Source organism: Micromonospora sp. CNZ309, from assembly GCF_002846525.1.
Genome location: NZ_PJNG01000001.1, coordinates 562520 through 587698 on the forward strand (window position 1 = coordinate 562520; position 25179 = coordinate 587698).

Annotated in this window: 20 protein-coding genes; 9 read left to right on the plus strand and 11 right to left on the minus strand. The window is 72.1% G+C overall.

The features are described from left to right. The first annotated feature begins 74 nt into the window (after positions 1–74). The 7 genes from CLT72_RS02610 to CLT72_RS02640 all read left to right on the plus strand — a co-directional run bounded on the left by CLT72_RS02610 (position 75) and on the right by CLT72_RS02640 (position 5902). Positions 75–671 carry a rhodanese-like domain-containing protein gene (locus CLT72_RS02610; RefSeq protein WP_101409342.1) on the plus strand — a complete coding sequence of 199 codons (597 nt, stop codon included), beginning with the start codon at positions 75–77 and terminating at the stop codon, positions 669–671. Further along, positions 668–1573 carry a sulfite exporter TauE/SafE family protein gene (locus tag CLT72_RS02615; RefSeq protein WP_101409343.1) on the plus strand — a complete coding sequence of 302 codons (906 nt, stop codon included), beginning with the start codon at positions 668–670 and terminating at the stop codon, positions 1571–1573. Before CLT72_RS02610 ends, CLT72_RS02615 begins: the two co-directional genes overlap by 4 nt. A gap of 123 nt (positions 1574–1696) precedes the next feature. After that, a complete protein-coding gene (locus tag CLT72_RS02620; protein WP_101409344.1) occupies positions 1697–2449 on the plus strand; it encodes a thioredoxin domain-containing protein in 753 nt (250 codons plus the stop codon). Further along, positions 2446–3858 (plus strand): cytochrome c biogenesis protein CcdA, encoded by a 1413-nt coding sequence (locus CLT72_RS02625; RefSeq protein ID WP_101409345.1) that lies wholly within the window; start codon positions 2446–2448, stop codon positions 3856–3858. The genes CLT72_RS02620 and CLT72_RS02625 overlap by 4 nt, the downstream gene beginning before the upstream one ends. Beyond that, positions 3855–4250: a BlaI/MecI/CopY family transcriptional regulator gene (locus CLT72_RS02630; protein WP_101409346.1), complete on the plus strand. Its 396-nt coding sequence runs from the start codon at positions 3855–3857 to the stop codon at positions 4248–4250. Before CLT72_RS02625 ends, CLT72_RS02630 begins: the two co-directional genes overlap by 4 nt. Continuing rightward, the gene (locus tag CLT72_RS02635) at positions 4247–5215 is read left to right on the plus strand and encodes a M56 family metallopeptidase (RefSeq protein ID WP_101409347.1); all 969 of its coding nucleotides are present in this window, start codon (positions 4247–4249) and stop codon (positions 5213–5215) included. Before CLT72_RS02630 ends, CLT72_RS02635 begins: the two co-directional genes overlap by 4 nt. An 87-nt stretch (positions 5216–5302) precedes the next feature. Beyond that, positions 5303–5902, plus strand: coding sequence for a class I SAM-dependent methyltransferase (locus CLT72_RS02640; protein WP_101409348.1), 600 nt, complete (start codon positions 5303–5305; stop codon positions 5900–5902). A 305-nt stretch (positions 5903–6207) separates the two neighbouring features. Here CLT72_RS02640 and CLT72_RS02645 read toward each other — a convergent pair whose 3' ends face one another. Further along, positions 6208–7470 carry a DUF6357 family protein gene (locus CLT72_RS02645; RefSeq protein WP_199184451.1) on the minus strand — a complete coding sequence of 421 codons (1263 nt, stop codon included), beginning with the start codon at positions 7468–7470 and terminating at the stop codon, positions 6208–6210. A 97-nt stretch (positions 7471–7567) separates the two neighbouring features. Next, positions 7568–8221 carry a hypothetical protein gene (locus CLT72_RS02650; protein WP_101409349.1) on the minus strand — a complete coding sequence of 218 codons (654 nt, stop codon included), beginning with the start codon at positions 8219–8221 and terminating at the stop codon, positions 7568–7570. A 391-nt stretch (positions 8222–8612) separates the two neighbouring features. On the opposite strand from CLT72_RS02650, the gene CLT72_RS02655 reads away from it, so the two are divergent. Then, the gene (locus CLT72_RS02655; RefSeq protein WP_101409350.1) at positions 8613–11798 is read left to right on the plus strand and encodes a penicillin acylase family protein; all 3186 of its coding nucleotides are present in this window, start codon (positions 8613–8615) and stop codon (positions 11796–11798) included. Here the strand turns inward: CLT72_RS02655 and CLT72_RS02660 are convergent. Beyond that, positions 11740–14913 carry a hypothetical protein gene (locus tag CLT72_RS02660; protein ID WP_101409351.1) on the minus strand — a complete coding sequence of 1058 codons (3174 nt, stop codon included), beginning with the start codon at positions 14911–14913 and terminating at the stop codon, positions 11740–11742. The two genes, CLT72_RS02655 and CLT72_RS02660, sit on opposite strands and share 59 nt — an antisense overlap. Positions 14914–15221: 308 nt before the next feature. On the opposite strand from CLT72_RS02660, the gene CLT72_RS02665 reads away from it, so the two are divergent. Then, complete coding sequence (locus CLT72_RS02665; protein WP_231925621.1) at positions 15222–15689, plus strand: NUDIX hydrolase; 468 nt, start codon at positions 15222–15224, stop codon at positions 15687–15689. A gap of 3 nt (positions 15690–15692) precedes the next feature. On the opposite strand, the gene CLT72_RS02670 is transcribed toward CLT72_RS02665, so the two are convergent. From CLT72_RS02670 to CLT72_RS02705, 8 genes are read right to left on the minus strand one after another with little or no spacing between them, the layout of a single operon-like run. Continuing rightward, a complete protein-coding gene (locus CLT72_RS02670; RefSeq protein WP_101409353.1) occupies positions 15693–16520 on the minus strand; it encodes an HAD hydrolase family protein in 828 nt (275 codons plus the stop codon). Further along, entirely contained in the window at positions 16513–17718 is a 1206-nt protein-coding gene (locus CLT72_RS02675) for a hypothetical protein (protein WP_101409354.1), read from the minus strand. The genes CLT72_RS02670 and CLT72_RS02675 overlap by 8 nt, the downstream gene beginning before the upstream one ends. Next, positions 17715–18347 carry a class I SAM-dependent methyltransferase gene (locus CLT72_RS02680; RefSeq protein ID WP_101409355.1) on the minus strand — a complete coding sequence of 211 codons (633 nt, stop codon included), beginning with the start codon at positions 18345–18347 and terminating at the stop codon, positions 17715–17717. The genes CLT72_RS02675 and CLT72_RS02680 overlap by 4 nt, the downstream gene beginning before the upstream one ends. Beyond that, positions 18331–19446 carry a GHMP family kinase ATP-binding protein gene (locus CLT72_RS02685; protein WP_101409356.1) on the minus strand — a complete coding sequence of 372 codons (1116 nt, stop codon included), beginning with the start codon at positions 19444–19446 and terminating at the stop codon, positions 18331–18333. Before CLT72_RS02685 ends, CLT72_RS02680 begins: the two co-directional genes overlap by 17 nt. After that, positions 19430–20512: a monodechloroaminopyrrolnitrin synthase PrnB family protein gene (locus CLT72_RS31790; RefSeq protein ID WP_158241948.1), complete on the minus strand. Its 1083-nt coding sequence runs from the start codon at positions 20510–20512 to the stop codon at positions 19430–19432. Before CLT72_RS31790 ends, CLT72_RS02685 begins: the two co-directional genes overlap by 17 nt. Then, entirely contained in the window at positions 20509–22890 is a 2382-nt protein-coding gene (locus CLT72_RS02695) for a pyridoxal-dependent decarboxylase (protein ID WP_101409357.1), read from the minus strand. Before CLT72_RS02695 ends, CLT72_RS31790 begins: the two co-directional genes overlap by 4 nt. Next, on the minus strand, positions 22883–23974 hold the full coding sequence (locus CLT72_RS02700; RefSeq protein WP_144082161.1) for an NAD(P)-dependent oxidoreductase: 1092 nt from the start codon (positions 23972–23974) through the stop codon (positions 22883–22885). Before CLT72_RS02700 ends, CLT72_RS02695 begins: the two co-directional genes overlap by 8 nt. After that, positions 23971–25098 carry an aldo/keto reductase gene (locus CLT72_RS02705; protein WP_144082162.1) on the minus strand — a complete coding sequence of 376 codons (1128 nt, stop codon included), beginning with the start codon at positions 25096–25098 and terminating at the stop codon, positions 23971–23973. Before CLT72_RS02705 ends, CLT72_RS02700 begins: the two co-directional genes overlap by 4 nt. Positions 25099–25179 lie beyond the last annotated feature (81 nt).

The window sequence follows — 25179 nt, forward strand, 5'->3', positions numbered from 1 at the left end:
GGACAGCGCAATTCGGCGCCGGCCGGCACCCCACCCTGCCGTCGATAGCGACGGTTTGACCTGATCGAGGAGAAATGACCGCTTCCGAAACCCGCCGCCCGGCCACTCTCGACGCCACCAGCCTGCGTGAACTGATCGACTCCCGTCGGGCTCCCCGTCTGCTGGACGTGCGTACCCCGGCCGAGTTCGAGACCGTGCACATTCCCGGGGCCTACAACGTCCCGCTGGACCTGCTCAAGGAGCACCGCGAGGAGTTGCGCAACCACCTCGACGAGGAAGTGGTGTTGATCTGTCGCTCCGGCGCCCGCGCCACTCAGGCCGAGCAGGCCCTCGCCGAGATCGGCCTGCCGAACCTCAAGGTCCTCGACGGAGGAATGCTGGCCTGGCAGGCCACCAGCGCGCCGATCAAGCAGGGGAAGCAGCGCTGGGACCTGGAGCGCCAGGTCCGCCTCGTCGCCGGCTCCATCGTCCTGGCCAGCGTCCTGGGCTCGGTGTTCGTCCCCGGCCTGAAGTGGGTCGCCGGCTTCATCGGCGCCGGCCTCACCTTCGCCGCCGTGACCAACACCTGCGCCATGGGCATGATGCTCGGCAAGCTGCCCTACAACCGCGGCGCCAGCTGCGACCTGGAAGGCGTCGTCGGCCAGCTGCGCGGTTCGGGGAGCCGGGAATGAGTGCCACCCTGCTGCTGACGGTCGGGCTGGCCGTGCTGATCGGGATCAGCCTCGGCCTGCTCGGCGGCGGCGGCTCCATCCTCGCCGTACCGCTGCTGGTCTACGTCGCCGACCTGCCCGCGAAGGAGGCCATCGCCACCTCGCTGCTCGTCGTGGGCGCCACCAGTGCGGTCGGCGTCATCCCGCACGCCCGGGGCAACCGGGTGCGCTGGCGTACCGGCCTGATCTTCGGCCTGGCCGGTATGGCGGGGGCGTACGCCGGTGGACGGCTGGCCGAGTTCGTCCCGGCCGCGTACCTGCTCACCGGCTTCGCGATCATGATGCTGGCCACCGCGATCGCGATGATCCGCGGCCGACGCTCAGCCGAGGGTAGGCCCGTGCCCCACGAGCTGCCGGTGTTCCGGGTGATCATCGACGGCATCGTCGTCGGTCTGGTCACCGGCCTGGTCGGCGCCGGCGGTGGTTTCCTGGTGGTGCCCGCCCTGGCCCTGCTCGGCGGCCTGCCGATGCCGGTCGCGGTCGGCACCTCCCTGGTGGTCATCGCGATGAAGTCCTTCGCTGGACTGGCCGGCTACCTGTCCAGCGTCAGCATCAACTGGGGGCTCGCCGCCGCGGTCACCGCCGCCGCCATCGTCGGCAGCTTCCTCGGCGCCCGGCTCGCCGGGAAGATCCCGGCCGACGTGCTGCGCAAGTCGTTCGGCTGGTTCGTGGTGGTGATGGGTGTCTTCGTACTCACCCAGCAGCTGCCCGCGGAACTACGCAGCAATCCGCTGCTCTGGACGGGCGTGGGCATTGCCGTTGCGGCCACGGTGGCGGTGAGCGTGCCGCTCGGCCGTCGGAAGCCCGAGGCGCCCGGCGAGTCGGCCGTTCGGGAGCCGGTCGGGTCCGCGCCCCATCGCTGACCTCCTGGCACACCAGGGGCGCCCGGTGGATCCGGGCGCCCTTCGCCAGACTTACTAGCGGTCCTAGTACTAAAGCTGATAGTACTAAGTCTGATAGTAGAGCCGATGACTGCTGGAGGACGCATGCAACGCTCCACGAAGCCGCCACACGCAAGCGCCAGGCGTACACCCCCGATCCGTCGGGCGGCTGGCTGGCTGGGGCCGGTTGTCGTCATCGCGATCGTCGCGGTCCTGGCGATCATCGCCCGGCCGGCCGACAAGCCGGCGGAGCCAGCGACCGGCGCCGCCACCGGCGCATCGGCCGGTGGCGGCCAGGCGGAGAACCTCTTTGCCGGTCTGGCCCGGCGGGCGCCCGACGACCCCCTCGCGCTCGGTGAGACCGACGCGCCCGTCGTGATCCTCGAGTACGCCGACTTCCAGTGTCCCTTCTGTGGGCGGCACGCCCGCCAGACCGAGCCGAAGCTGATCAAGGACTACGTCGACAAGGGCCTGGTCCGCATCGAATGGCGCGACCTGCCCTACCTCGGTGCCGAGTCCAACGACGCGGCCGCTGCGGGCCGCGCCGCCGCCGCCCAGGGGAGGTTCTGGGAGTTCCACAACGCCGTGTACGCGAAGGAGCGCCGGGTGAACAGTGGTGCCCTGGACGGGGACGCGCTACGCGACATCGCCAGGAGCATCGGGCTGGATCTCGCCCGGTTCGACACCGACCGTGCCTCCGCCGCCACCCGTACCGCCCTCCTGCGCGACCAACAGGAGGCGACCTCGATGGGCATCACCGGCACCCCGGCGTTCATCGTGGGAGACACCCCGATTGTCGGAGCCCAGCCGTACGAGGCCTTCAAGCAGGCCATCGACAGGCAGGTGGGTGCCCGATGAGCGACATCGGCTACCTCGCCGCCCTGCTCGGAGGAGTGCTCGCGCTGCTCAGCCCATGCAGCGCCATGCTGCTGCCGGCCTTCTTCGCGTACGCCTTCCAGAACCCGCGGCAGTTGCTCGCCCGCACCGGGGTGTTCTACGTGGGCCTGGCCGCCGTGCTGGTGCCGCTCGGCGCCGGGTCCTCGGTCGTCGCCGGAGCGTTCTTCCAGCACCGGGACACGCTGATCACCGTCGCGGGCTGGTCGATCATCGCCCTCGGGGCCATGCAGTTGGTCGGCAAGGGGTTCGCCTTCGGGCCGGCCCAGCGGCTGATGGGACGGCTCACCGGAGACTCTCCGCTGTCAGTGCTCGCGCTCGGCGCGGTCTACGGGCTCGCCGGCTTCTGCTCCGGCCCGATCCTGGGCGGCATCCTGACGGTCGCCGCGACCTCCGAGCAGCCCGCGACGGGCGGTGCCCTGCTGGCCGTCTACGCCCTGGGCATGACGGCGCCCCTGCTGCTGCTCGCCCTCGTCTGGGACCGGTGGCGTATCGGCGAGCGACGGTGGCTGCGGGGCCGGCAGTTCTCCGTCGGCCGGCTGCGCCTGCACAGCACGTCGACCGTGTCGGGTCTGCTCTTCGTCGTCCTGGGTGCACTCTTCCTGGTCTTCGACGGCACAGCGGGCCTCGCCGGTGGCTTCGGCCTGACCGACATGGAAGGCGCCGCGCAGGAGTGGGTGACCGGAACACTCGGTGACGTGCCGGACGAACTGGTCCTGCTCGTCGCGGGGTTGGCGGCGATCACCGTCCTGGTGCTGCGCCAGCGTCGTGCGGCCGCGACTGCGGTCACCGCCGCCGCCCCGAAAGTCCCTGTCGCCGAGGAAACGGCTGCAGCCCGGCTGCCGTCGGTGACCGGCGTGGTCGGGGCGGGCCTCGCACCCGAGCCGTGGGTGTGGCCGGCTCGGCGGTGGATCGCGGCGGGCGCCGGCGCCGTGGCGACCGCGGTCGTGATCGCGATCCCCACCGACCTGATCGACACCCCCTACTTCGGCCGTGACATGGCCGTCACCTGGTGGGCGTGGCCGGTACTTCTGGTGACCGCGGTCCTGTCGGGGCTGCTCCTGGCCACCTACGTCGCGCCCGTCGCCGCAACCGGCGACAAGGCGACCGGCCGCGGAGAGTCGCGGACCGGCGTGACCGGGGCGGCCCTGTCCCTGTTCGCCGTCGGCTGCCCCGTCTGCAACAAGCTCGTCCTCATCGCGCTCGGCTACAGCGGGGCGATGAGCTGGTTCGCCCCGGCTCAGCCCGTACTCGCCGTGGCCTCGATCGCCCTGCTCGCCTGGGCACTGCGGCGCCGGCTCGCCGGGGAGCGGGCCTGCCCGGCGCCGGCCGCGTCGGAGTCGCTCGCCGCAGAAGGTACGGTCGACCGGTGAGCCGACCCCGAAGGAAGGACCCCGGCAACGACCGCCCACTGGGTCCGCTGGAATCCGCCGTGATGAATGCGTTGTGGGAGGCGCCCGGGCCGCTCACGGTGCGGCAGATGGTGGACGCGATGGGGGAGCGAGGCCTCGCCTACACCACGGTGATGACGGTCCTGGACAACCTGCATCGCAAGGGCTGGGCGGAACGCGACCTTGCCGGGCGGGCGTATCGCTACCGCCCGAAGGCCAGCCGGGAGGAGCGTGTCGGACAGTTGATGGCCGAGGCGCTCTCCTCGGCCGCCGACCAGCATGCCGCCCTGGCCCGGTTCGTCGACACCATGACTCCCGAGGAGGCCGCCGCCCTGCGCGAGCTGCTCGATCAGCGCGGAACGCCGAACCCGTGACCAGTCTGGTACTGCTGGTCTGGGCGGCCGCGGTGGCGGCCCTCGCCCGTCCGGCCCTGACCGGGGGATGGACGACCTCTCTACCACGGCTCACCGTCGGACTCTGGCTCGGCGCGGAGCTCTCCGTCAGCGTCGCCGTCCTCACCGCCGGTCTGCTGGTCGCCGTACCGCCCGCTGCCCTCGCCGCCGGCCTCGAAGGCATCGTCGTCGCGTGCACGCGGGCCCTGACGGGCCTCGGTGCCCCGAACGAGACGCTCGCCGTGATCGGGCTGCTCGCCACCGTGGTCCTCGCCGCTCGGATCGTGATCAGCCTCATCGTCACCTTCACCTCCGCCCGCCGCTGGCGCCGCCGACACCTCGCCGCACTGCTGCCCCTCGGCCGACCGGATGCCAACGGTTGGACGGTCGTGGACCACACCACGGCCGCGGTCTACTGCCTGCCCGGCCGCCCGGGCCGGGTCGTCGTCACCAGCGCCGCGCTCGACGCACTCACCGCCGAGGAACTGGCAGCCGTACTGCGGCACGAGCGGGCGCATCTCCGAGGCCGCCACCACCTCCTCGTCGCCCTCGCCGTCGCGTTCCACCGGGCACTGCCGGGACTGCCGATGGCCGACGCGGCCGAAACGGAGATCAGACGGCTGGTGGAGCACCTGGCCGACGACCGTGCGAGCGAGCGCCATGGACGGCAAGCTGTCGCCACGGCCATCGTCCAACTCGCCGACCGCGCTCCCCGGCACGCTCTGGGCGCGGGTACGGGTGCGGTCGAGCGGGTACGTCGGATGCTCGCCCCGCCGGCCCGACCGCGGACCCTTCACCGCCTCGTCGCCGCCAGCGCGATCGGACTGCTCCTGACCGGACCACCGGCGGTGGCGATCGCCTCCGCCGGCCTGGCCCTCCAAGCCGCCACCTGTCCGACCGACTCGCCACCTGCGGCCGGGAGTCCCGCCCACGTGGCAGGCAGTTGACGGTCCGGACCGTGTCCGCCGAGGCCCTCGGCAAGGATGAGGGCGGCGCCGGGAGACGATCCTTCGCACGTCGAGAGGAGTACGACGATGGACAGCACCGCCTGGGACGAGCGGTACGCGAGAGCTCCGGAACTCGTGTGGACCGCCGAACCCAACCGCTTCGTCGTGGAGGAGGTCGCCGGTCTGTCCCCCGGCAGGGCGATCGACCTCGCCGCTGGTGAGGGACGAAACGCGGTGTGGCTGGCCCAGCAGGGCTGGGAGGTCACCGCAGTCGACTTCTCGGCGGTAGCCATCGAGCGGGGCCGGGAGCTGGCGCGCCAGCGAGACGTCAGCGTCGACTGGCAGGTGGCCGACGTCACCGCGTACGAGCCGCCGGCCGACGGCGTCGACCTGGTGCTGATCGCGTACCTGCACCTGCCTGCCGCCGAGATCGCTGCCGTGCTGTCCCACGCCCGCCGCGCGGTACGTCGGGGCGGACGGGTCCTCGTGGTCGGCCACGACGTCGGGAACCTCTCCGGTGGCACGGGTGGCCCGCAGGACCCCGACATCCTGCTCACCCCCGAGGCGGTGGTGAAAGAGCTGTCGGGGCTGCGGATCCGCCGGGCCGAGACTGCACGCCGACCCGTGACGGTGGAGGGCCGAGCTGTGGACGCCCTGGACACGGTCGTGGTCGCCGAACGTTGCTGAATCCCGGCTGCACGACCGCGCAGCCGCGAAAATGTTACGTCGGTGTCCCGATCATTCAGCGATGAGATCGAGCGACCGGCCGCAGGCGCGTGGTCGGCGTAGATGATCAGCCGCCGGTCCGCAACTCCCGTGAGCCACCGAGCACCTCGTAGCTGTGCGGGTGCCAGTAGCGGCGTTCCGCCGTGGGCGGGGTGTCGGCTGCCGGGCGGCCGGGCCGTGACGTTCCGGCCACGCCGGATCGCGCCGACCGGTTGCCGCGTTGGGGCCACGCGGCCGGATCGCGCCGCTCGGGCTTCCTCTGGGGACTACCGGGCGTCGCGCCGACGACGCGCGCGCTCGAACTCGGCGACATCCGACATCCAGGGACCGTGCTGTTCGAGTGCGGCGCAGCCGCCGCGGACGAAGGCGCTCACCAGCTTCCGGTACCCGCCGATCCCGTCGACCAGGCTGTACTCGACCTGGTACTGCGGATCGGACCCGGCTTCCCCGTGTCGCACGGTGGTGATCCGGGCGATGGAGTCCGCGTAGAAGTGCAGCTGGATGCCCTCGCCCATCTCCTCGTCCTCGATGGTGAACACTTCGTTGTCGGCGGCGGAGCGATCGGCGACGAACTCCCAGAACTCGCCGGAGGCAGTGCGAGGACCGTCCCGTAGCCACTTCTTCTCGCCGCCCTTGTCATCGGTGAACGACAGGGCCGTCTTTCTCGCGCTCTCACCGAGGTCGGCGTGGTCGTCGGCAGCCTCCTCGTCGTCTTCCGCCGGGGCGCTCCTGGAGCGGTCCGCAGCCTCCGAGCACATCAGAAAGCTCACCGTACGCACCGCGTCATCGACGAGTTCGGGGTACGCGCGGCGCACGGCCGCGTCGACCGTCGCCGCCATCCGATCCCAGTCGCGCTTGTCCGTGGCCCGGTGTCCCCGCCGTGGATCGAGGCCGATCCGCATTCCGGCGCATGCCTGCTCCGCGGTGGCGATCACACGCATGACCTGGGGCAGCAGTGCGGGGTCGACGGCATCGGGCATCCGCCTGGGAACCGTCGCGCCATGCAGATACTGGCCCGTGTACCTCAGAATCGCGGCGTCGAGTGGCCCGAGGACTGCTCCGCGCTCGGCGCGCCGGCGGTTGGCGTGATGCTCCTGAGCACGTTTCTCGTTCGCCCCCTCCGTCGCCGCGCGCATCGCCTCGCAGACCTGGCCGCGCTCAAGTAGACCGATGTCGGCACCATGAGCGACGAGCCGGCTCCTGTCCCACGGGATGCGCCGAAAGAGCGCGTCGACGTCCGCGGGCGAGGAGAGCAGGACCGGGTCCAGGAGCGCGACGGCAGCGCTCTCATCGAGGCGGCCCCGGGTTCCGGCGGCGTCGCACAGCGGAAGGACCGCACTCCACAGCAACAGGTGTCTGGCCAGGTCGTCCCGGATCGCCGCAAGATGGGCTTCGGAGACCGGGAACGTGAACGTGCGAGGCTCGTGGTTGGCGTCGGCCCCGGCGGCGAGCATCAGCTTCAGCTCGCCGTCCTCGCGGACCACGTTCGGGATCCAGCCGCTGCCACGCGTGAAGACGATGTCTCTCACAGCTCAGGCTCCCCGGAACGGCACCGGCTGGACGTGGTTGCTTCGGGGTCCGCGGCGACCATCACGGCGATGGTGCGGCCCACCCCGCACCAGCTGTTCACGACCACCGTGCACACTCGACGTCGAGGCGTGGGTCGGTGCGCACCCAGACTTCGCCGCCGGCGGCCTCGGCCGGGGCGTCGACTCGTTCGAGACCGAGGAAACCGATCAACTGGAGCAGTTCGGCTCGTTCGGCCCGGTCATCGTCGACATCGTGCGACTCGAAGAAGACGTAGTACTGGTCGCTCGGGTCGACGCTGCCCGAATCCGCCCAGATCCGGGCGACTTCTTCGATCGCCGCTGCTTCCGTCGTGATAGTGGCGGCGCGGGCGGCCCCGCGGGTCTCCGGTGACGCGTCGAGGTCGGAGAGGTCGGCGAACCACTGGCCGAAGTGGTCGAGGCCGGCATATCCGTTCTCGAAGAACAGCATCGCGCTCGGAAGGTAGCGGTTGGGCCTGTCGACCTGGAGGTGTTCCGACCGAGGTTGGTCCGCGTCCCTGGTCCGGGAGATCACCCGCAGCCGGGGCATGAGCACCAGTCTCTGCCTCGCCGGTTCATCCTCGATGGTGTAGGTGTCGGACTCTCGACCCCGGAAGAACGCGGAGAACGCTACGTAGGCCTCCTGGGGGTCGCCCACCGAGACTTGCTGGTCGTTGCCATCACCCACCGAGAAGACGAACTGCTTCGGTCCGGGATCGTAGGGGCGGGCCATGTGCGTCCTCCGGTCACGTACGACAGCCCCACCAGCGTAGTGGATCAAAGCGGCCCTGATCACGGGCGTGCTGCGCGCGTTGGCCCTGCGCGAGCGACCACGCCGCCGCAGGCCCTGAAGCGGACCGGCCCTCAGGTGAGGAAGCGCTACGGGTGGCGACGGCGCCGGCCCACTGTTACGTCCGGAGAGCGGCGCCGGCGGGGCGAAACGTCGGCATTGGCGGTTGGTGAACGCCTGCTATCCCGGGCGGCGGTCGGCCGCCGATCATTGCCCGGAGATAGATACGAGCAAATCTCACCTCCGGGTGGAACGCCCGGGCGCGGAGGGCGAGACGTCGGCACGGCAGCCGGGCGTACCGAAGGCCCGACTCCGCGTCCCCGGAGGAAGACTCATGCCCCGTCCCCCACTCCGCGCCCGGCTCGCGGCGCTCACCGCCGCCGCCCTGACCGCGAGTGTCCTGACCGTCACCCCACCGTCACCGGCGCTGGCCGCCGCCACGTTCGCCGCCAACGACTACTGCCTCGGCCAGTGCGCCGACATCCTGCCCCCCGGGCAGAACGGCAACGCCACACTGGCCGCCATCCTGGCCCACCAGGCGCTCGGCACCCGCCCCGCGCACTCCAGCGACCAGCTCGACGAGTACGCGAAACTGGTCTACAACTACGCCGGGCTGACCGACGAGCAGATCGCCCACTTCTTCAACGACGCCTCCTTCGGCGTCCCCGCCGCGCAGGTCGAGAGCACCGTCTCGCCGCGCGCCGACGTCACCATCGTGCGGGACAAGGCCACCGGCGTCCCGCACATCACCGGCACCACCCGCGCCGGCACCATGTTCGGCGCCGGCTACGCCGGGGCCCAGGACCGGCTCTGGGTGATGGACCTGCTGCGCCACGTCGGCCGCGGCAAGGTCACCTCGTTCGCCGGCGGCGCCCCCGGCAACCGGGAGCTGGAGCAGAGCGTCTGGGCCAACTCGCCCTACACCGAGGCGGACCTCCAGGCCCAGGTGGACGCGCTGCGCACCAAGGGCGCCCGGGGCCAGCAGCTCTACACCGACGTGGTCGACTACATCGCCGGCATCAACGCCTACATCGACAAGTCGATCGCCGACGACAACTACCCCGGCGAGTACGTGCTCGCTGGCGCCGGCAAACCGAAGCACTTCACCATGACCGACCTGATCGCCACCGCCGGCGTGATCGGCGGCCTCTTCGGCGGGGGCGGCGGCAGCGAGATCCAGTCCGCGCTCGTCCGGGTGGCCGCCCGGGCCAAGTACGGCACCGTCGAGGGCGACCGGGTGTGGGCGGCGTTCCGGTCGCAGAACGACCCGGAGACCGTGCTCACCCTGCACGACGGGCAGAGCTTCCCGTACGGCGCGACGCCGCCCGGCGCGACCAGCGCGGTGCTCCCCGACGCCGGCACGGTGGTCGCCGAGCCGCTCGCCTACGACCAGACCGGCGGGGCCGCCGCGCGCACCGGCGCCAGCACCGCCACCCAGGAGCTGGTCGGCGGCCTGGCCAACCTGCGCGCACACGGCATGTCCAACGCGGTCGTGGTCTCCGGACGGCACACCACCACCGGCAACCCGGTCGCCGTGTTCGGCCCGCAGACCGGCTACTTCGCCCCGCAACTGCTCATGCTCCAGGAGTTGCAGGGGCCCGGCATCAGCGCGCGCGGCGCCGCGTTCGCCGGGCTGAACCTCTACGTGCTGCTCGGCCGTGGCCAGGACTACGCGTGGAGCGCCACCTCCGCCTCGCAGGACCTCACCGACACCTACGCGGTGCCGCTGTGCACCACCGACGGCACCGCGCCGACGCTGCGCACCAACCGCTACCTCTACCACGGGCAGTGCCTGGCCATGGAGACGCTGGAGCAGCGCAACTCCTGGTCGCCGACGCTGGCCGACTCCACCCCGGCCGGGTCCTACACGCTGCGCGCGCTGCGCACCAGGTACGGGCTGGTCGCCTACCGGGGACTGGTGAACGGGAAGCCGACCGCGTTCACCAAGCTGCGCTCCACCTACCGGCACGAGGCCGACTCGGCGATCGGCTTCCAGGCCTTCAACGACCCGTCGGCGATGGGCGGCGCGGCGGCGTTCAAGGCGTCCGCCGAGAGCGTCGGGTACGCCTTCAACTGGTTCTACGTCAACTCCACCGAAGCGGCGTACTACAACTCCGGCGCGAACCCGGTCCGCCCGGCCGCCCTCGACCCGAACCTGCCGGCGAAGGCCGAACCGGCGTACGAGTGGGTCGGCTGGAACCCGGACACCAACGACGCCACCTACGCCCCGCCCTCGGCCCACCCGCAGTCGGTCAACCAGGACTACTACGTGAGCTGGAACAACAAGCAGGCGCGGGACTTCGGGGCGGCGGACGGCAACTTCAGCTTCGGCTCCGTACACCGGGGTCAGTTGCTCGACGGTCCGGTGCGCGCGGCGATCGCCCAGCGCAAGCTCGGCCGCGCCGACGTCGTCAAGATCATGGCCGACGCGGCGGTGACCGACCTGCGCGGCCAGCAGGTCCTCGGCGACCTGCTGCGGGTGCTCGACAGCGCGCCGGTCACCGACCCGGCGCTGGCCGACGCGATCGGCAAGCTGCGGGCCTGGCAGCAGGCCGGCGCCCGGCGGGTGGAGACCACGCCCGGCTCGAAGGTCTACCAGCACGCCGACGCCATCCGGATCTTCGACGCGTGGTGGCCGCTGCTCGCCTCGGCGCAGTTCCGCCCCGGCCTCGGGCCGGACCTCTACGCCGCGCTGGTGGACGCCATCGAGGTCAACGAGGCGCCGTCGGGCGGCCAGAACGGCGGGCGCGACGGCGCCGCGAGCTGGGCGTCGCAGGGGCAGGCGCACAAGGGCTCGGCGTTCCAGTACGGCTGGTGGGGCTACGTCGACAAGGACGTGCGCACCGTGCTCGGCGACCCGGTGGCCGGCGGCCTCGGGCGCGCGTACTGCGGCGGCGGCAACCTGGCCGCGTGCCGGACGGCGCTGCTCGGCGCGCTCGGGCAGGCGGCGGCCGTGCCGGCCAGCACCGTCTACCCGGGCGACAAGTCCTGCTCCGCCGGCGACCAGTGGTGCGCCGACTCGATCGCCCACTCCGGGCTCGGCGGCATCACCCACCCGCTGATCGCCTGGCAGAACCGCCCCACCTACCAGCAGGTCGTCTCGTTCCCGGCGCGCCGGGGCGACGACGTCACCAACCTGGCCCAGGGCCGTCCGGCCACCGCGTCGAGCACCCAGTTCCTGACCAGCCACACGCCGGGCAAGGCGGTCGACGGCAGCCTGAGCAGCCGGTGGGCCAGCAGCTACAACGACAACCAGTGGCTCCGGGTCGACCTCGGCTCGGCCCGCACCGTCAGCCGGGCGGTGCTGCGCTGGGAGTCCGCGTACGGCACGTCGTACCGGATCGAGGTCTCCGGCGACGGCAGCTCCTGGACGCCGGTGTTCGCCACCGCCACCGGCAACGGCGGCGTCGACAACGCCACGTTCGCCCCGGTCGCCGCCCGCTACGTGCGGGTGTACGGCCTCAAGCGGGCCACCTCGTACGGCTTCTCGCTGCACGAGTTCGAGGTCTACGGCCGGTGACGCCGTCGGCCGGCCGGCGGGAGCCCCCCGCCGGCCGGCCGAGGGACACCAGCAGGCCGGCGGCGGCGAGGGCGGCTCCGGCGGCGGCGGTGTACGCGGGGAGTTGGGCGGGGATGCCCAGGTGGACGGTGATGCCGAGGATGCGGGACAGGCCCCAGGGCAGCAGCGCGAGCTGGTCGTTCCACACCGTCAGCGCGCGTTCCAGGCCCACCACCCAGACCAGGGCGGACAACACGCCGAGGGGCACGCCCGCGGCGGTGAGAGTCAGCCCGACGGCGCTTCGGCGGCGCAGGCCGTACCGGTCCCGCAGGACCACGGCGGCGGCCACGAACAGCCAGCAGAACGCCGCGAACGCGACGGTGACGTACGCCGCGCGCAGACCCGGCGCGGTCCAGAAGGCGAACCAGTAGCCGCCCGGTCCGCGCCCGGCGAGCGCGACCAGCAGCAGCACGCTGCGCAGCAGCGCGACGCCGCCGACCACGGCCCACAGGTGTAACGGGTCCCGCCGGCCGACGACGAGGCGTACGACGAGGGCGAACAGCGCCCACCCACCGAGGGTGACCAGCAGGTGCGCCGGCGCGGCGAACCAGGTCAGCACGAGCCGGCTCGCCACCAGCACCACGGCCGGGACCAGCCACACCAGCACCCGGTCCGCCTGCGCCCCGGGCGTCGGCAGCGCGGCGACCCGCCACGGCCGGAGCGCGCCGAGCAGCAACCCGCGCGCGGCGACCCCACCGAACCCGCGCCCGCGCAGGCCGAGCAGCACCACGAGCAGGATCGACCCGAGCAACGCCCGGGCCGCCCAGGCCATCGCCGGGTCCCGGTCGGCGCGCCGCGCCCCGAGGTCGGCGGCGGTGAAGTTGTACGCGGGCAGGTCCAGGTCGGCGCCGTAGCGCTGCCGGTGCGCGTCGCGTGCGTCGTGGTACGCCGCGGCGGCCAGCCGCCAGTCGTGGCGGGCGGCCGGGGAGCCGGTGTCCAGCCACTGCGCGTGCCGCAGCACCATGGCCCGGTACGCGCCCAGCGTCTCGAACAGGTCGACCTGGTAGTCGAGCGTCGCGGTGAAGCGCGCGCGCAGTTCGGCGTCGCGCCAGGTCGCCGGGTCGGTCGCGGCGACCAGGTCGCGCATGCGCCGGGCCAGTGCGACGGCCTGCGTGCCCTCCTCGACCGCCTCGTCTACGCGGTCGCCGGTCACCGCGTAGATGCTGTTCAGCGCGGCGGAGTCGCCGGTCGGGATGTCCCACTCGAAGATCCACATCATGGGCGGCGGTTCCAGCCCGAGCGCCCGCACCGACCGGTCGGCGTACGGGCCGATGTAGAGGCCCCTGGTGACCGCCTGCCGGGACAGCGCCATGGCCTGCCCGATCGCAGCGACGGTGGCCGGGTCGCCGGAGAACGTGCGGTACGCCCAGTCCGCCGTGACCTGCGCCGGGTCGGCGTGCGGGTCCCAGGCCAGGCGGCCGACGGCGTACGTGTTGAGGTCGTAGAGCTGCCAGAAGCCGGCGCGCAGGTGCAGCGACATGGGCCCGGCGCGCAGCGGCCCGCCGTCCTGGGTCCAGTTCCAGACGCCCTCGACGTTCGGGTTTGCGGCGAGGAACGCGCGCAGCGCCTGGCGGTGCAGCGGGCCGAGGTCGTTGGGCAGCGAGCCGAACGCCTCGAACTCGCGCCGGGCCTGGAACTCCACGATGCGGCGATGCTTGCCGCCCAGCAGGGTGGTGTTCAGCGGCAGGTGGCTGTAGAAGTCGCCCAGGGTGTACTTGGTGGACACGATCAGGTGCGGGTCGTCGAGCCCGCCGAGCACCCGCTCGTACGACTCCGGGTTGGTGTGCAGGTCGCCGACGGCGCCGACGCCCACCGTCCAGGTGCGGAAGATGATCTCCTTGCCGGCCGCGCCCGCGGTGTCCAGCAGCGCCCGCAGCATCGCGCGTACGGACGTCTCCGTGGTGACCGCGAGCCTCGACGAGTAGTCCCAGCCGGTCCCGGCGTACACCTCGCCGCCCTCGCCGACGCGGACCATCAGACCGTCGACGAACGGCATGCTCTCGAACAGCTCGGCCAGACCGGCCTGGTAGACCGCCCACAGCCGAGGGTCGGCCACGTCGAGGCCGCCGACGGTCCGCGTCAGGTACGCCTCCAGCGGGGGCGACACCGCGAGCATGTCGGTCAGCAGGAAGACGCGCACGCCCATGTCCTCGGCGTACCGGAAGACGGGGCCGAACGCCGCGACCATCGCCCGCGCGCGGTCGACGTGCGGGTCGCCGGGCGGGTAGACCGCGCGCCCGTCGCCGACCTTCGCGAAGGTGACGTACTCCAGGAAGCCGGGCACGACGATCCCGTTGAATCCCTGCGCCACCGAGTGGTCGACGAGCTGCCGGAACTGCGCGTCGATGCGGGCCACCGCGTCGGCGTCCACCCATGGCGCGCCGGGCAGCACCGCCGACGCGACCACGTCGGTGTTCAGGCCGTAGTCGTCGCCGGCGGCGAAGGCGGCCGGGTCGGGCTCGCGCCCCACCGAGCCCGCGTCGGTCAGCCGCAGGCCGAGCCGGGGGACGACCACCCGACCCGCGTCCGCCGCCGGGAGCGCCTCGGCACCGGAGCGGATCCGGTCGGCCAACCGGTACATCCCGGCTGCCACGCCCGCGACGTCGCCGCCCTGGACGGCCAGCTCGGCGCCGTGCACGTCGAGCCGGTACGACTCGGGCGCCCCGCCGGGGATGGCCAGCACGCGCGCCCGCAGCGTGGTCACCGCCGACAGGTCCGGGGCCGCGACGCTTGTCGCGTCGGTGCCCGGCGCGGCCGTCGCGGACCTGGCCGGGCGCGGCGCGGCGGGGGCGAGCACCGGCCGGGGCAGGCCGCGGGAGACCACGGCGTCGGCGACGGCGACGGCGGCCTTCCTGACGCGCGGCTCGTCGGGCACGACGAGGGACGCCAACGCCGGGACCGGTGCGGGCGTCCGCGCCGGCGCGGCGACGGCATCCTCGCGCGGCACGGCGGCGGGGGCGTGGCTCAGCCCCAGCGTGTCGCCGACCGCCCAGGCCGTGGTCGCGCCGAGCGCCAGCAGGACCGCCGCGGCGACGAGCAGCGGGTACGGCCTGCGGGCCCGAGCAACGTGAGCCATGCTCGCAGGGTAGTGGCCCACCGGCCCCGTCCTCGACGTGCGGAAGCGCACCGTCGGTAGCCAGCGATCCGTGGGGCCAGCGCGATCGTCACGAAGCGAGTCGAAACGCGACATTGCTATATGTCATTGGAAACTGTGCTCAGATGGGCAGAAGCCGAAACTGCCGACGTCAACCAGTCGCTGACTCCAACGCTGGAGGAGTTCCGAGGCGCATGCCCGGGGAGTGCCACCGCCGGGCGGACCACTAGGATTCTCTGCTTATGACCTCTGTTGAATCTGAAGCGCCGGCGCGGGCGCCTGTTTCCCGCGTGCAGCTCGTCATCGGCATCGTCCGGCGGGGCGACGAGATCCTGCTGGTGCGGGAGAGCCTCGGCGCGAACGGCGAGATGCTCTGGTCGCTGCCCGGCGGCGGCGTCCAGGACGGCGAGGTCTTCCACGAGGCGCTGCGGCGGGAGATGCAGGAGGAGACCGGCCTGGTGGTCGGCGATCCGGTCGCCACCGCGTTCGTGATGCACATCGACTCCGAGCGTTACCCGTCGGCACTGGCGATCGCGTTCGAGATCAACGACTGGGAGGGCGAGACCCTGCCGGAGGACGACGAGATCGCCGAGGCGGCGTTCTTCCCGCTGCCGGAGGCCCTCAAGCTGATCGGTCAGCTCGAGAGCGACAACCAGCGGGAGCCGATCCTCGGTTACCTGAGCGGTGCGGTGCCGGCCGGCACCACCTGGATCTGGCGGAACCGGGACGACGAAGAGGTCCTGCTCGCGCGCTGGTGAGCGTCAGTGCGCACAATCCTCCACGACGTCGGGCCGGTCACGCCGGACGAGCGCGTCCGGGTGGAATGCGGCCAGGAAGTCCCCGATCGGGCCCGACAGCCGCATCGTCGCGCGCGCAGCGGCGTCGGCGTGGCTGTCGGCCACCGCGACCCCGACCGCCGCAGTGGCCAGCAGGCACCGGTCGTTGCGCCCGTCGCCGAACGCGATGACCCGCTTCAGGTCCGCCTCACCGGCCTGCTCGGCCAGCAACGCCGTCACCGCGGCACTCTTGCAGGTCCCCGCAGGGCGCACCAGCTTCGCCGCGGTGCCGGCGAACGGGATCGCCTCGACCGCACCGCCCAACAGCCCCTCGGGCAGCGGCACACGATCCAGCACCAGCACCGAGCCGACCTGCGTCCTCCCGCCGAGCTGCGGGTCGACGTCGATGGACGATCGGGGCAGCCGGTGTGCCATCGCGAACCACGTGGACGCGCGCCGGGAGGTCGCGACATAGCGGTGGTCCAACTCCGCGACCATCTCGCTGAAGCCTGCGGCGAGCAGCGCTGGCAGCACCTCGCGGGGTAGCGCGCGGCGATACGTCGCCCGGGCGGCGGCGCGGTCGTACTCGACGTTGCCGTTGTCGAGCAGCAGGCGGGGCCCGAACAGTTCGAGGAGGCGCTCGGGTAGACCGAGTGCCTCGAACAGCACCGTCGATCGTCCCGTCACCAGCAGGAGCGTCAGGCCGCGGTCACGCAGCCGGGCGAGGCCTTCGATCGTGCCGGGCAGCGGCACGCCGCGCTCGTCGACCAGCGTGCCGTCCAGGTCGAACGCGGCGAAGGCGAGGTCAGGCACGCAGCGTTCCGAGCGCCTCGCGGATGGCGCTGGACAGGTTCACCAGCGTGTTGCGGGTGCCGAGCTCGGTGACCAGGATCGGCAACCGCATGAGTGCCTCGAACGTCGGCCCCGTCAGGGCACCGATCTCGTCGCGGTCGCGGGTGCGGGCATGCAGCCAGTCCTCGACGAACACGTCGTCGTCCGGAGTCATCAGCTGTTCGGCGAGGACCTCGCGCGCCTGGTCCGGACCGACCCGACGCACGCTGAGCACCGCGGAGTCCTTCGTCACGCGGGGCAGCACGATGGCGGTCAGCCGTACCGAGGGGACCAGGGAGGTGCCGGTGCGCGCACGCCACTCGACGGGCAGCAGGTTCAGCTTGGAGTCTCCGCAGAAACTCTGCCAGTCGCTGGTGACGAAGTCCGGCTGCCGGCGGGTCAGCTGCCAGCTGGTCGCGTCCTTCAGGCCCAGCGCGTGCATGGTGCCGCCGTTGATGCGGATCGGCACCGGCATGCCGCAGGCCGTCACCTGCTCTCCGTCCGCGCGGACCATGACCCGGTCGTTGGCGACGAAGGCGCATCCGGAGGCAGCGGCCAGGGCCAGGGCGGTGGTGGACTTGCCGGCACCGGAGCGGCCGACCACCACCACGTTGCCCTCGGGGGTGGCCGCGCAGGACGCGTGCAGCCCGGCCCAACCGTCGCTCTCGCCCCGCCGGTAGCCGAACTCGCGCAGGTGCCGGGCCAGCGCCAGGTGGGCGTAGGGGCGCGCGGTCGTGACGAACACCAGGCCGCGCGGGGACTGCACGACCAGGTTGGTGCCGTCGATCTCGTCGGGCTCCGAGACCACGGCGCAGGTCCCGTCGGCCAGCTCGTAGCGGGTCCCGGGTGCGGCCACGTGCAGGTGTACGGCTCGGCGCCGGACCGCCTGCGCCGCGTAGTGCTCGACCAGCCGGGCGAAGCACGCGTCGGAGACGGCGAGGTTCACGGCGGCCAGCGAACAGGGCGAGAAGTCGTCGGGCAGGTGCTCCCAGATGTCGTTCGCCGGGGTGAACAGGTCGTGCAGGTAGGTGATGGCTCGCGGGTCGGCGCTGCTCACCGCGATCCTGGTCTGGCCCAGCCGGACGGTCCCGGCGCGTACGCCGAGCCGTGCCGCCAGCGCGTGCGGATCGGCCAGCTCGGCCGGATCGGTGTCGAGGAGGCTTGCTTCGCTCTGGATCATCGGGTCCCCGTCGGTCGCAGGACGGCCCGCCAGACTGAGCGCTGGCCGGGATCGGCATCGTGGAGGTATTCGAACGGGCCGTCGACGAACTCGAATCCGGCGGCACGGCAGAGCGCGGCGATGCGCTCCGGCGGCAGCAGCGTCATCACCTGTCCGTTGGGGAGCCGGTGACGGTCGTCGGCGAGCCGGGTCAGCCGGTGGTCCAGATGCGCCGCGCTGAACAGGTTCAGCGACACGACGCCGGCGGTGGCGACGACCCGGCTCAGCTCGCCGATGGCGGCGCAGACCTGTTCCGGCCGGGGCAGGTTGTGCAGGACCCCGTGACACACCACGACTGCGGCCCGCGCGGTGGCCACCGGCAGCGCGGCGACGTCCGCCCGACAGAAGGCCACACCGGGGGCGACGCCTCGTGCGCGCAGCACCATCTCGGCGTGCAGGTCGATTCCGACGACCCGGTAGCCTCGTTCGGCCAGCAGCGGCAGGTTCCGCCCGCCTCCGCAGCCGACGTCGAGGGCGACCGCGCCGGGGCCGCCCTGCGGCACGATGTCGGCCAGGTACCCCGGCGGCGACGCCGTGGCGAACGTCGTCACCACATCCGGCCGGTTCCAGTAGTCACCCGTCGCGCGCATCGCGCTTCACCGTGCACTCGTCGATCAGGTAGCCCTGGTCCCACGGCATCGCGCGGAACGTGGTGAGGCCCGCGGCTTCGAAGCCGGCCGCGACGGCGTCGGGCTGCTCGGTGAGAGCGAAGAAGAGCGGCCCGACCGAGGAGAGACTGAGCACCGCGGCCTGCCCTGACTCGAACAGTTGCCGCACCTGCGCCGCGTACTCCAGCAGGCGGGGGTGCGAGAAGGCGCAGTTGCGGATGCTGCCCATCTCGAACCGGTAGTCGAAGACGAGCTGTCCGAGGGTGCCCGGAGTGCCGGTGACCAGGTCGGGCCAGCACTCGTGCAGCAACCGGTAGGCGATCTGCGGCGCGTACCGACGGCCGGTCTCCAGGAACCCGTCGAAGTTCTCCGCCTCGGCGCGAAGGCTCTCCGAGGCGTCCCAGCTGCGCAGGTCCGGCGGTACGGCGAGCACGATCGTGTGCCCGGCCGGCGCGGGGGCGGCCAGCAGCGCGACCGCGTTCCCGGAGACCACCTGGATCGCGCCGGGTACCAGACCGGCGGCGGCCGAGCCGCCGATGCACTGGACCGGCATGATCTCGTCGTCGTTGCCGTCGATCTCCTCGCCGTGGTTGTCGACCAGCAGCCGCATCAGCGTCCGGTGGTCCAGCGGCCGACCGCACAGTTCGTTGATCGCCGCCGCCACGGCCGCGAGGACGGCGCTGCTGCTGCCGAGACCGACGTGCGGAGGCAGCGGGTGCGAGCGGATCGTGATCCGCATTCCGCCGGTGAGGCCCAGGACCTGGCGCATCAGCAGCGCGGCGTGGCGCCCCAGGACCGGCCGGGCACTGTCGGCGGTGACCTCGACGCCGTCGCCGGACGCCGTACCCTGGATCTCGACGCTCGTGAAGAGGTCGGTGACGAAGACCAGCTCGCCGGCGGGGTAGGAGCCGGCGCCGGGCAGCACCTTGCTCGGATCCAGTGCCATCGCGTTGAGCCGGTTCGGGTAGCGCAGGCGCACCCGGCCCTCGACTCCGGCAACGGGTGGCACGGACGGGACTGCGCCGCGCACCGAACCCACCCGTACGGGGGCGAAGCCCGCCACACTACCGGTCGCGGTCATCGGCGCTTCCTCTCCGCTGTCGGGGCAACGGCAGCGTCACCGCGGCCTTGGACGTCGTGATCTCGATGAGGTGGTCGAGGGCCTCGACGGTGTAGCCGCCGCTGCCCAGCGAGCCTTCGGCCCGGATCGCCATGTTGGCCCGGGCCACCTGGCGGTGGGGGTAGCGGAAGCGCAGGATGCGCTTGAGCAGCGCGGCGTACTCCGCGCGCACCCGGGGCGACTCGAGCAGGCAGCGCAGCAGCGGCGAGTTGCCGCTGCGGTACGCCAGGAGCGTGTCGTCGCACACCGCCCGGTGGATGGGCGGCAGGTAGAGCACGTTCTCCACGAGATAGTCGTCGTGCCACGCGCCGAGCTGGCCCGGTTCGCTCGGCGCGAGCAGGAGCACGTCGAGGACGAGCAGTGGCATCTGGGCGCCGCCGGGACCCATGTAGGCCTTCCCGCCGATGTCCATCGACGGGAAGTAGGGCCGTAGCCGGTGCGAGAAGTAGTCGGGGGTGATCGTCCGCTGGACCGTACGCAGGTTCTTGCGCAGGACCTCGACCCCGTCGTGCACCTGGCCGAGTGCGGCGAGGAGCACGTCCTCGTCGAGGTCGGCGCGGTCGCGGCAGGCGGCCAGGTCGTCGACGGCCAGGTTCAGCGCCTGGGTCGCGGCGACGACCGAGTCGATGAACACGTGCTCTTCGTCGCTGAGCAGGAAGCCGCGGCGGCGGGAGCCGACCGGGTTGCGCGTGGTGTAGCTGTACACGGTGTCGCGGGGGACCTCGTCGGCGACGGCGGCCAGGCGTAGGAGTGTCGGCTCGATGCCGTGCAGGTCGGCGTCCGGATCGTGCCGGACGAGTGAGGCGGCGAGGAAGCCCAGGTCGCGCAGGGCGGCTCGGGCGGTGTGGACGTCAGCCGTGTCGAAGTCGGCGCTGAGGTCCGCCAGCGCGTCGACCATCCACGCCGTGTCGGCGCGCTCGTTGGCGGCGGGCAGTTCGGCGAGGACGTCGTCGGCGCGCAGCGGGTCCATCGCGGCCACGGCGAGGTCGTCGGCGTTCTGGTCGGCGCCGATGAAGGAAGTGGTCATGCCGCGACCCCGACCGCGGTGGCCAGGACCGTGCCGGTGCCGCCGTCCGTGCTCCGTACCGCCGCGTGCGCCCGGATCAGGTCGGCGCCGTGATCGGCGACGGCGACGACGTCGTCGACCCGCAGCCGTTCCGGTTCGGAGACGTCGAAGACGGGCAGGAGGCAGGCCATGCGCCGGCCCACGCCGGTGTCGACCGCCATCCGGGTACGCCGTCCGGCAGGCAGCGACGCGGTGGTCACGACAAGCTCGCCGGCGCTCCCGGACACGTCGGGTACGCAGCGGCCGACCAGGCCCGACCGGGCGACCAGCGCGTCCGCCGCCGACGCGGCGACCAGGTCGGACAACCGCCAGGCGTCCTGCGACCTTGCGCCCACCACGACCGTGCACTCGATGTCGAAGAAGCGGTTCGGGAACCGCTGGTACTCCTGCCGCAGCAGGTGTGTCCGCCGGGGCAGCAGCGGGTCGCCGCTGACCCGGAGCATGTCCAACCGGGCCGGGCGGTCGTCGTCGGCGAGTTCGACGGTGCACTCGAACGACGTGTCGATGGAGAACGAGTAGTCGTCGCTGTGGGCGCGCCGCCGGAAGCCACGCGCGCTCTTTCCGAGCTTCACCACGATGCGGTCCCGGAAACACTGGATCTCGTCGGTGAACTCGCCCTCGCCGAACTTGTACTCCAGCGACCGGAACTCGCCGGTGTTCTCCAGGTTCATCAGCACCCGCTCGCCGGGGGCACCGGTGCCGACGCAGAAGTGCACGCCGCCGACCAGGGACAGCTTCTGCTGCGACCGGTCGAGCACTTCGACGTAGTAGTCGGCGGTCCGCACGCCGAACAGCTCGTTCCCGAACGGGTCGGCGAGATCCGGGGCGTAGACGTGCGCCTGGCGACCCGTCGCGGTCTCGCCCCATTCACGTACCTGGAGGGGTTCGCCGGTGGCGGAGCGGTGCAGGAAGGTGTGGAAGGAATACCCGGGCACGTCCGGATCGCGGCGGCCAGGCGGGTGCACGATGTAGTGCCGGAAGCAGTCGGTGTCGGCGGCGATGTCCCGCAACTGCTCCGGCACACCGGCGTCGGCCTTCCCGTGCCCGGGCCTGGCACGTTCGGCCCTGGCCTGCGCGACCGCCTCGGACAAGCCGGTGGCGAAACGGGCGATCTGCTCGTCGGTGAGGCTATGTCCGGCGTAGAAGTGGTGGTAGTTGCGGCGTCCGCCCGCCGGCGCGGGCGCGCTGACCGGGAGGAGCCGGTAGCGCTCGGTGAACTCCTTAGGCAGCAGCCCGTCCGGTGTGGAGAAACCGGCCACGACGACGGGTGAGGCGGGCGCCGGCCGGATCTCCGCCTCCGGGTCGGCGGCACGGATCGCGTCGGCGATCAGGTCCCGGCGACGCAGGCACTCCTGGATCGCCGCGGTGAAACCGGAGCGGCCGAGACCGAAGACAGTGGCCCACAGGGCGGCGGCCGCGGCGCCCGGGCGGGACCCGGTCAGGGTCGAGTCGACGATCCCGGTGACCGGGCTCGCCTCGGCGACATGTCCCAGCAGGCCCTTGCGCATGAGCAGAACCCCGCACGAGTACGGCAGCAGCCCCGACTTGTGCGGGTCCAGGGCCATCGCGTGCACGCCGACGTTGCGGAAGTCGAAGGCCAGCGCGGGGTCGCTGAACGGGAAGATGAAGCCGCCATGAGCCGCGTCGACGTAGCAGAAGAACCGCACCTGATCGGCGAGCTGCACCGCGCGGCGCCGCAGCAGCGCGGCCAGCTGATCGACCGGGTCGCACAGGCCGCTGTTGTAGTAGCCGGCCGTCAGCGCCACGATGACGCCGGTCGCGCCGGCGGCGACCGCTGCCTCGACGGCCTGCGCCAGTTGCTCCGGCTCGACGACCCAGCTCGGGCCGGGTGCGATCGTGCGCAGGTCGAGGCTGAGGACCTCGGCGGCCTTGGTCACGGAGTGGTGGGCGAACTCGCTGGTGATGAGGGTGACCCGCGACGCCGCGTCGGCCCGGACGGCATTGCGCCCGATCCGCAGTCCCTGGAGCACCGCCTCGGTCGCGCCCGAGGTGATGTATCCGTCGGCCGAGTCGGCGTGCAGCAGGCCGGCGAGCCCCAGCAGCGCTTCACGTTCGAGCCGTCGGGTGCCGGCGCGCCCGGCGCCGAAGGGGGTGTGCACTCCGACGTTGTTGCTGTTGAGCGCCAGGAACCGGGTCCAGGCGGAGAGGGCCACCTGGTGCGGGGCCGACATGGCGAAGCCGAGCCGGGTCACCGTGGGGTCGGCCCAACCGGTCGTCTCCGCGTACGCGCGGTCGAGGCCGGCGGTCAGCTCGCTCGGGCTCAGCCCGGCGGCCGGGAACGCATCGCTGATCGTCCAGCCGTTCTCCAGGTCACCCACCGGTACCGTCCCTGCCGTGCCGGGCGGCCGGCGTTCGGCCGAGCCGGACGTGCAGTCGCTGGGGTGTCAGCGGGTGCCGCGGCTGTTCGCCCGCCAGCACGCGCAGGATGTCGTCGGCGACGATGTCGGCGACCGCGATGTTGGCGTCCCTGGTGCGTCCCGCGATGTGCGGCAGGTGGACCACGTTGTGCCTGCCGATCAGGGGATCGCCCTCCGGCAGCGGTTCGACGTCGTACACGTCCGCGGCCCAGGCCAGTTCGTCGGCGAGTACCCGCTCCCGCAGTGCCGCGGCATCGATCGCGGCCGCTCGGGTGATGGTCACGACGAGTGCGCCCTGCCGCAGGGCGAAGACGTGGTCGCGGTCGACCACACCGGTGACGCTGGGGGTGTCCGGTGCCGCGACGACGAGGATCTCCGAGTCCCGCACCAGCCGGTCGAGGTCCACCGGCTCCGCCGAGACCTCGGCGAAGCGCTGCGGCGAGCGGAACGGGTCGTACGCCAGCACGGTCGCGCCGAGCGTGGCGCACCAGCTGGCGATGCGACCGCCGATCTCGCCGACCCCGATGATGCCGACGGTCTTGCCCGCCACGGTGCCGTTGGCGAAGCGCGGGTCGTCGCAGAACTGCACGTACGGGTAGTCCCAGGGGCGGAAGCCGGTGATGACCTCGTGGTGCCACTGCGGGATGCGGCGCAACCCGCACAGGATCAGGCTCAGCCCACACTCGGCGACCGACTGACCCCAGCCGGGGGTTCCCTCGACGAACGGGATGCCCGCGTCCCACAACGCGTCCATGGCCTCGATCCCGCAGGTGTCGGTCTCGCTGGCCACCACCTTCAGCCGGGTCGCGGCGGCGATCATGTCCTGGGTGAGGTCGCCCCCGAACAGGGCGACCGCGTCGATGTCGGCCCAGTCGACGGCAGCCAGATCGCTTTCGCGTACGTCGAGGTAGCGGATGTCGCAGGTCGGGGACAGGCGTTGTTCCAGCCGCTCGCGCAGGAACGCCCAGAATTCCGAGAGCAGACCGTCGTCGGTCAGCAGCACGACGGGTCGGCGGGAGGTGAGGTCGTTCATGCCCTGGCTCAAGATTCCTCGCTGTCACGTGTGCCGCGATGGCCCTGCTCGATGGTCCGGAACCACAGGCTGCTGCCGGGGGCGACGATCGCGTCGACCGCCTGACGGGCCTGTGCGTCTACGGTGGTCCCTGTCGCCTTGAGCGCGAGCGTGAGTTGCTCGAGGGTCCGAGGACCGATGATGGTGCTGGTCACGTCACGGTTGCCGGACAGCCACGAGTGAGCGAACTCGGGCAGCGACTGGCCGTGCTCGGCGGCGAGATCCAGCAGCGCGGCCAGGGCACGCTGCACCGGCTCCCAGATCGCGCCGCGCGGTGACCACCATTCGGTGAAGCGGGCGGCGGCGGGCGGCTCCCCGAGGAACCGTTCGCTGAGGTAGCCCATCGCCAGCGGGCTGTAGGCGACGAAGCCGACGCCGTACTCGCGGCAGATGGGAAGGATGTCCCGCTCCACCTCGCGTTCGAGCAGGTTGTAGGGCGACTGCTCGGCGACCGGGCCGGGAACGCCGAGCGAGCCGCGTGCCAGCACGGCCATCTCGACCAGGCGCCAGGTCGGCACCACGCCGAGGCCGGCCTGCTCGGCCATCTCCTCCGGGCTCGGCATCGTGGACGTGCCGATGTAGCGGACCTTCCCGTCCCGCACGAGGTCCGTCAAGGCCCCGAGGGTCTCCTCGACGGGTGTCCGTAGGTCGTGTCGGTGCAGGTGGAAGATGTCGATGTGGTCGACGCCCAGGCGGCGCAGGGACCGCTCGCACTCACGCTTGATGGCGTACGCGGAGTTGCCCCAGTCGTTGGGGCCCGGTCCGACCTCGTTGTAGCACTTGGTGGCGATCAGGACGTCGTCGCGGCGGTGACGGATGGCCTTGCCGAGGATCTGTTCGCTGCGGCCGTCCTGGTAGGCGTTGGCGGTGTCGACGAGGTTGACGCCGGCGTCGAGAGCCGTGTGGATGATCTCCTCGGCCGCGGCCTCGTCGGTCGGGCCGCCGAAGTTGAAGGTACCCAGAGTAACCGTGGACACACGCAAGCCGCTGCGGCCCAGTTGATGGAACTCCATCCACGCCCCCTGCTGTCTCCGCCGACCCCAGCGGCCATTGTGCCGTTGACGGTTATAGTGATCAAGGTCGGAGCGAGAGTCCACTAATCAGCTGAACGATCGCCGGGCAGCAGTTGAGCGCTGGTCAACCTCCCTGTGGGCACGGCGCCGCACCGGCACCTCACC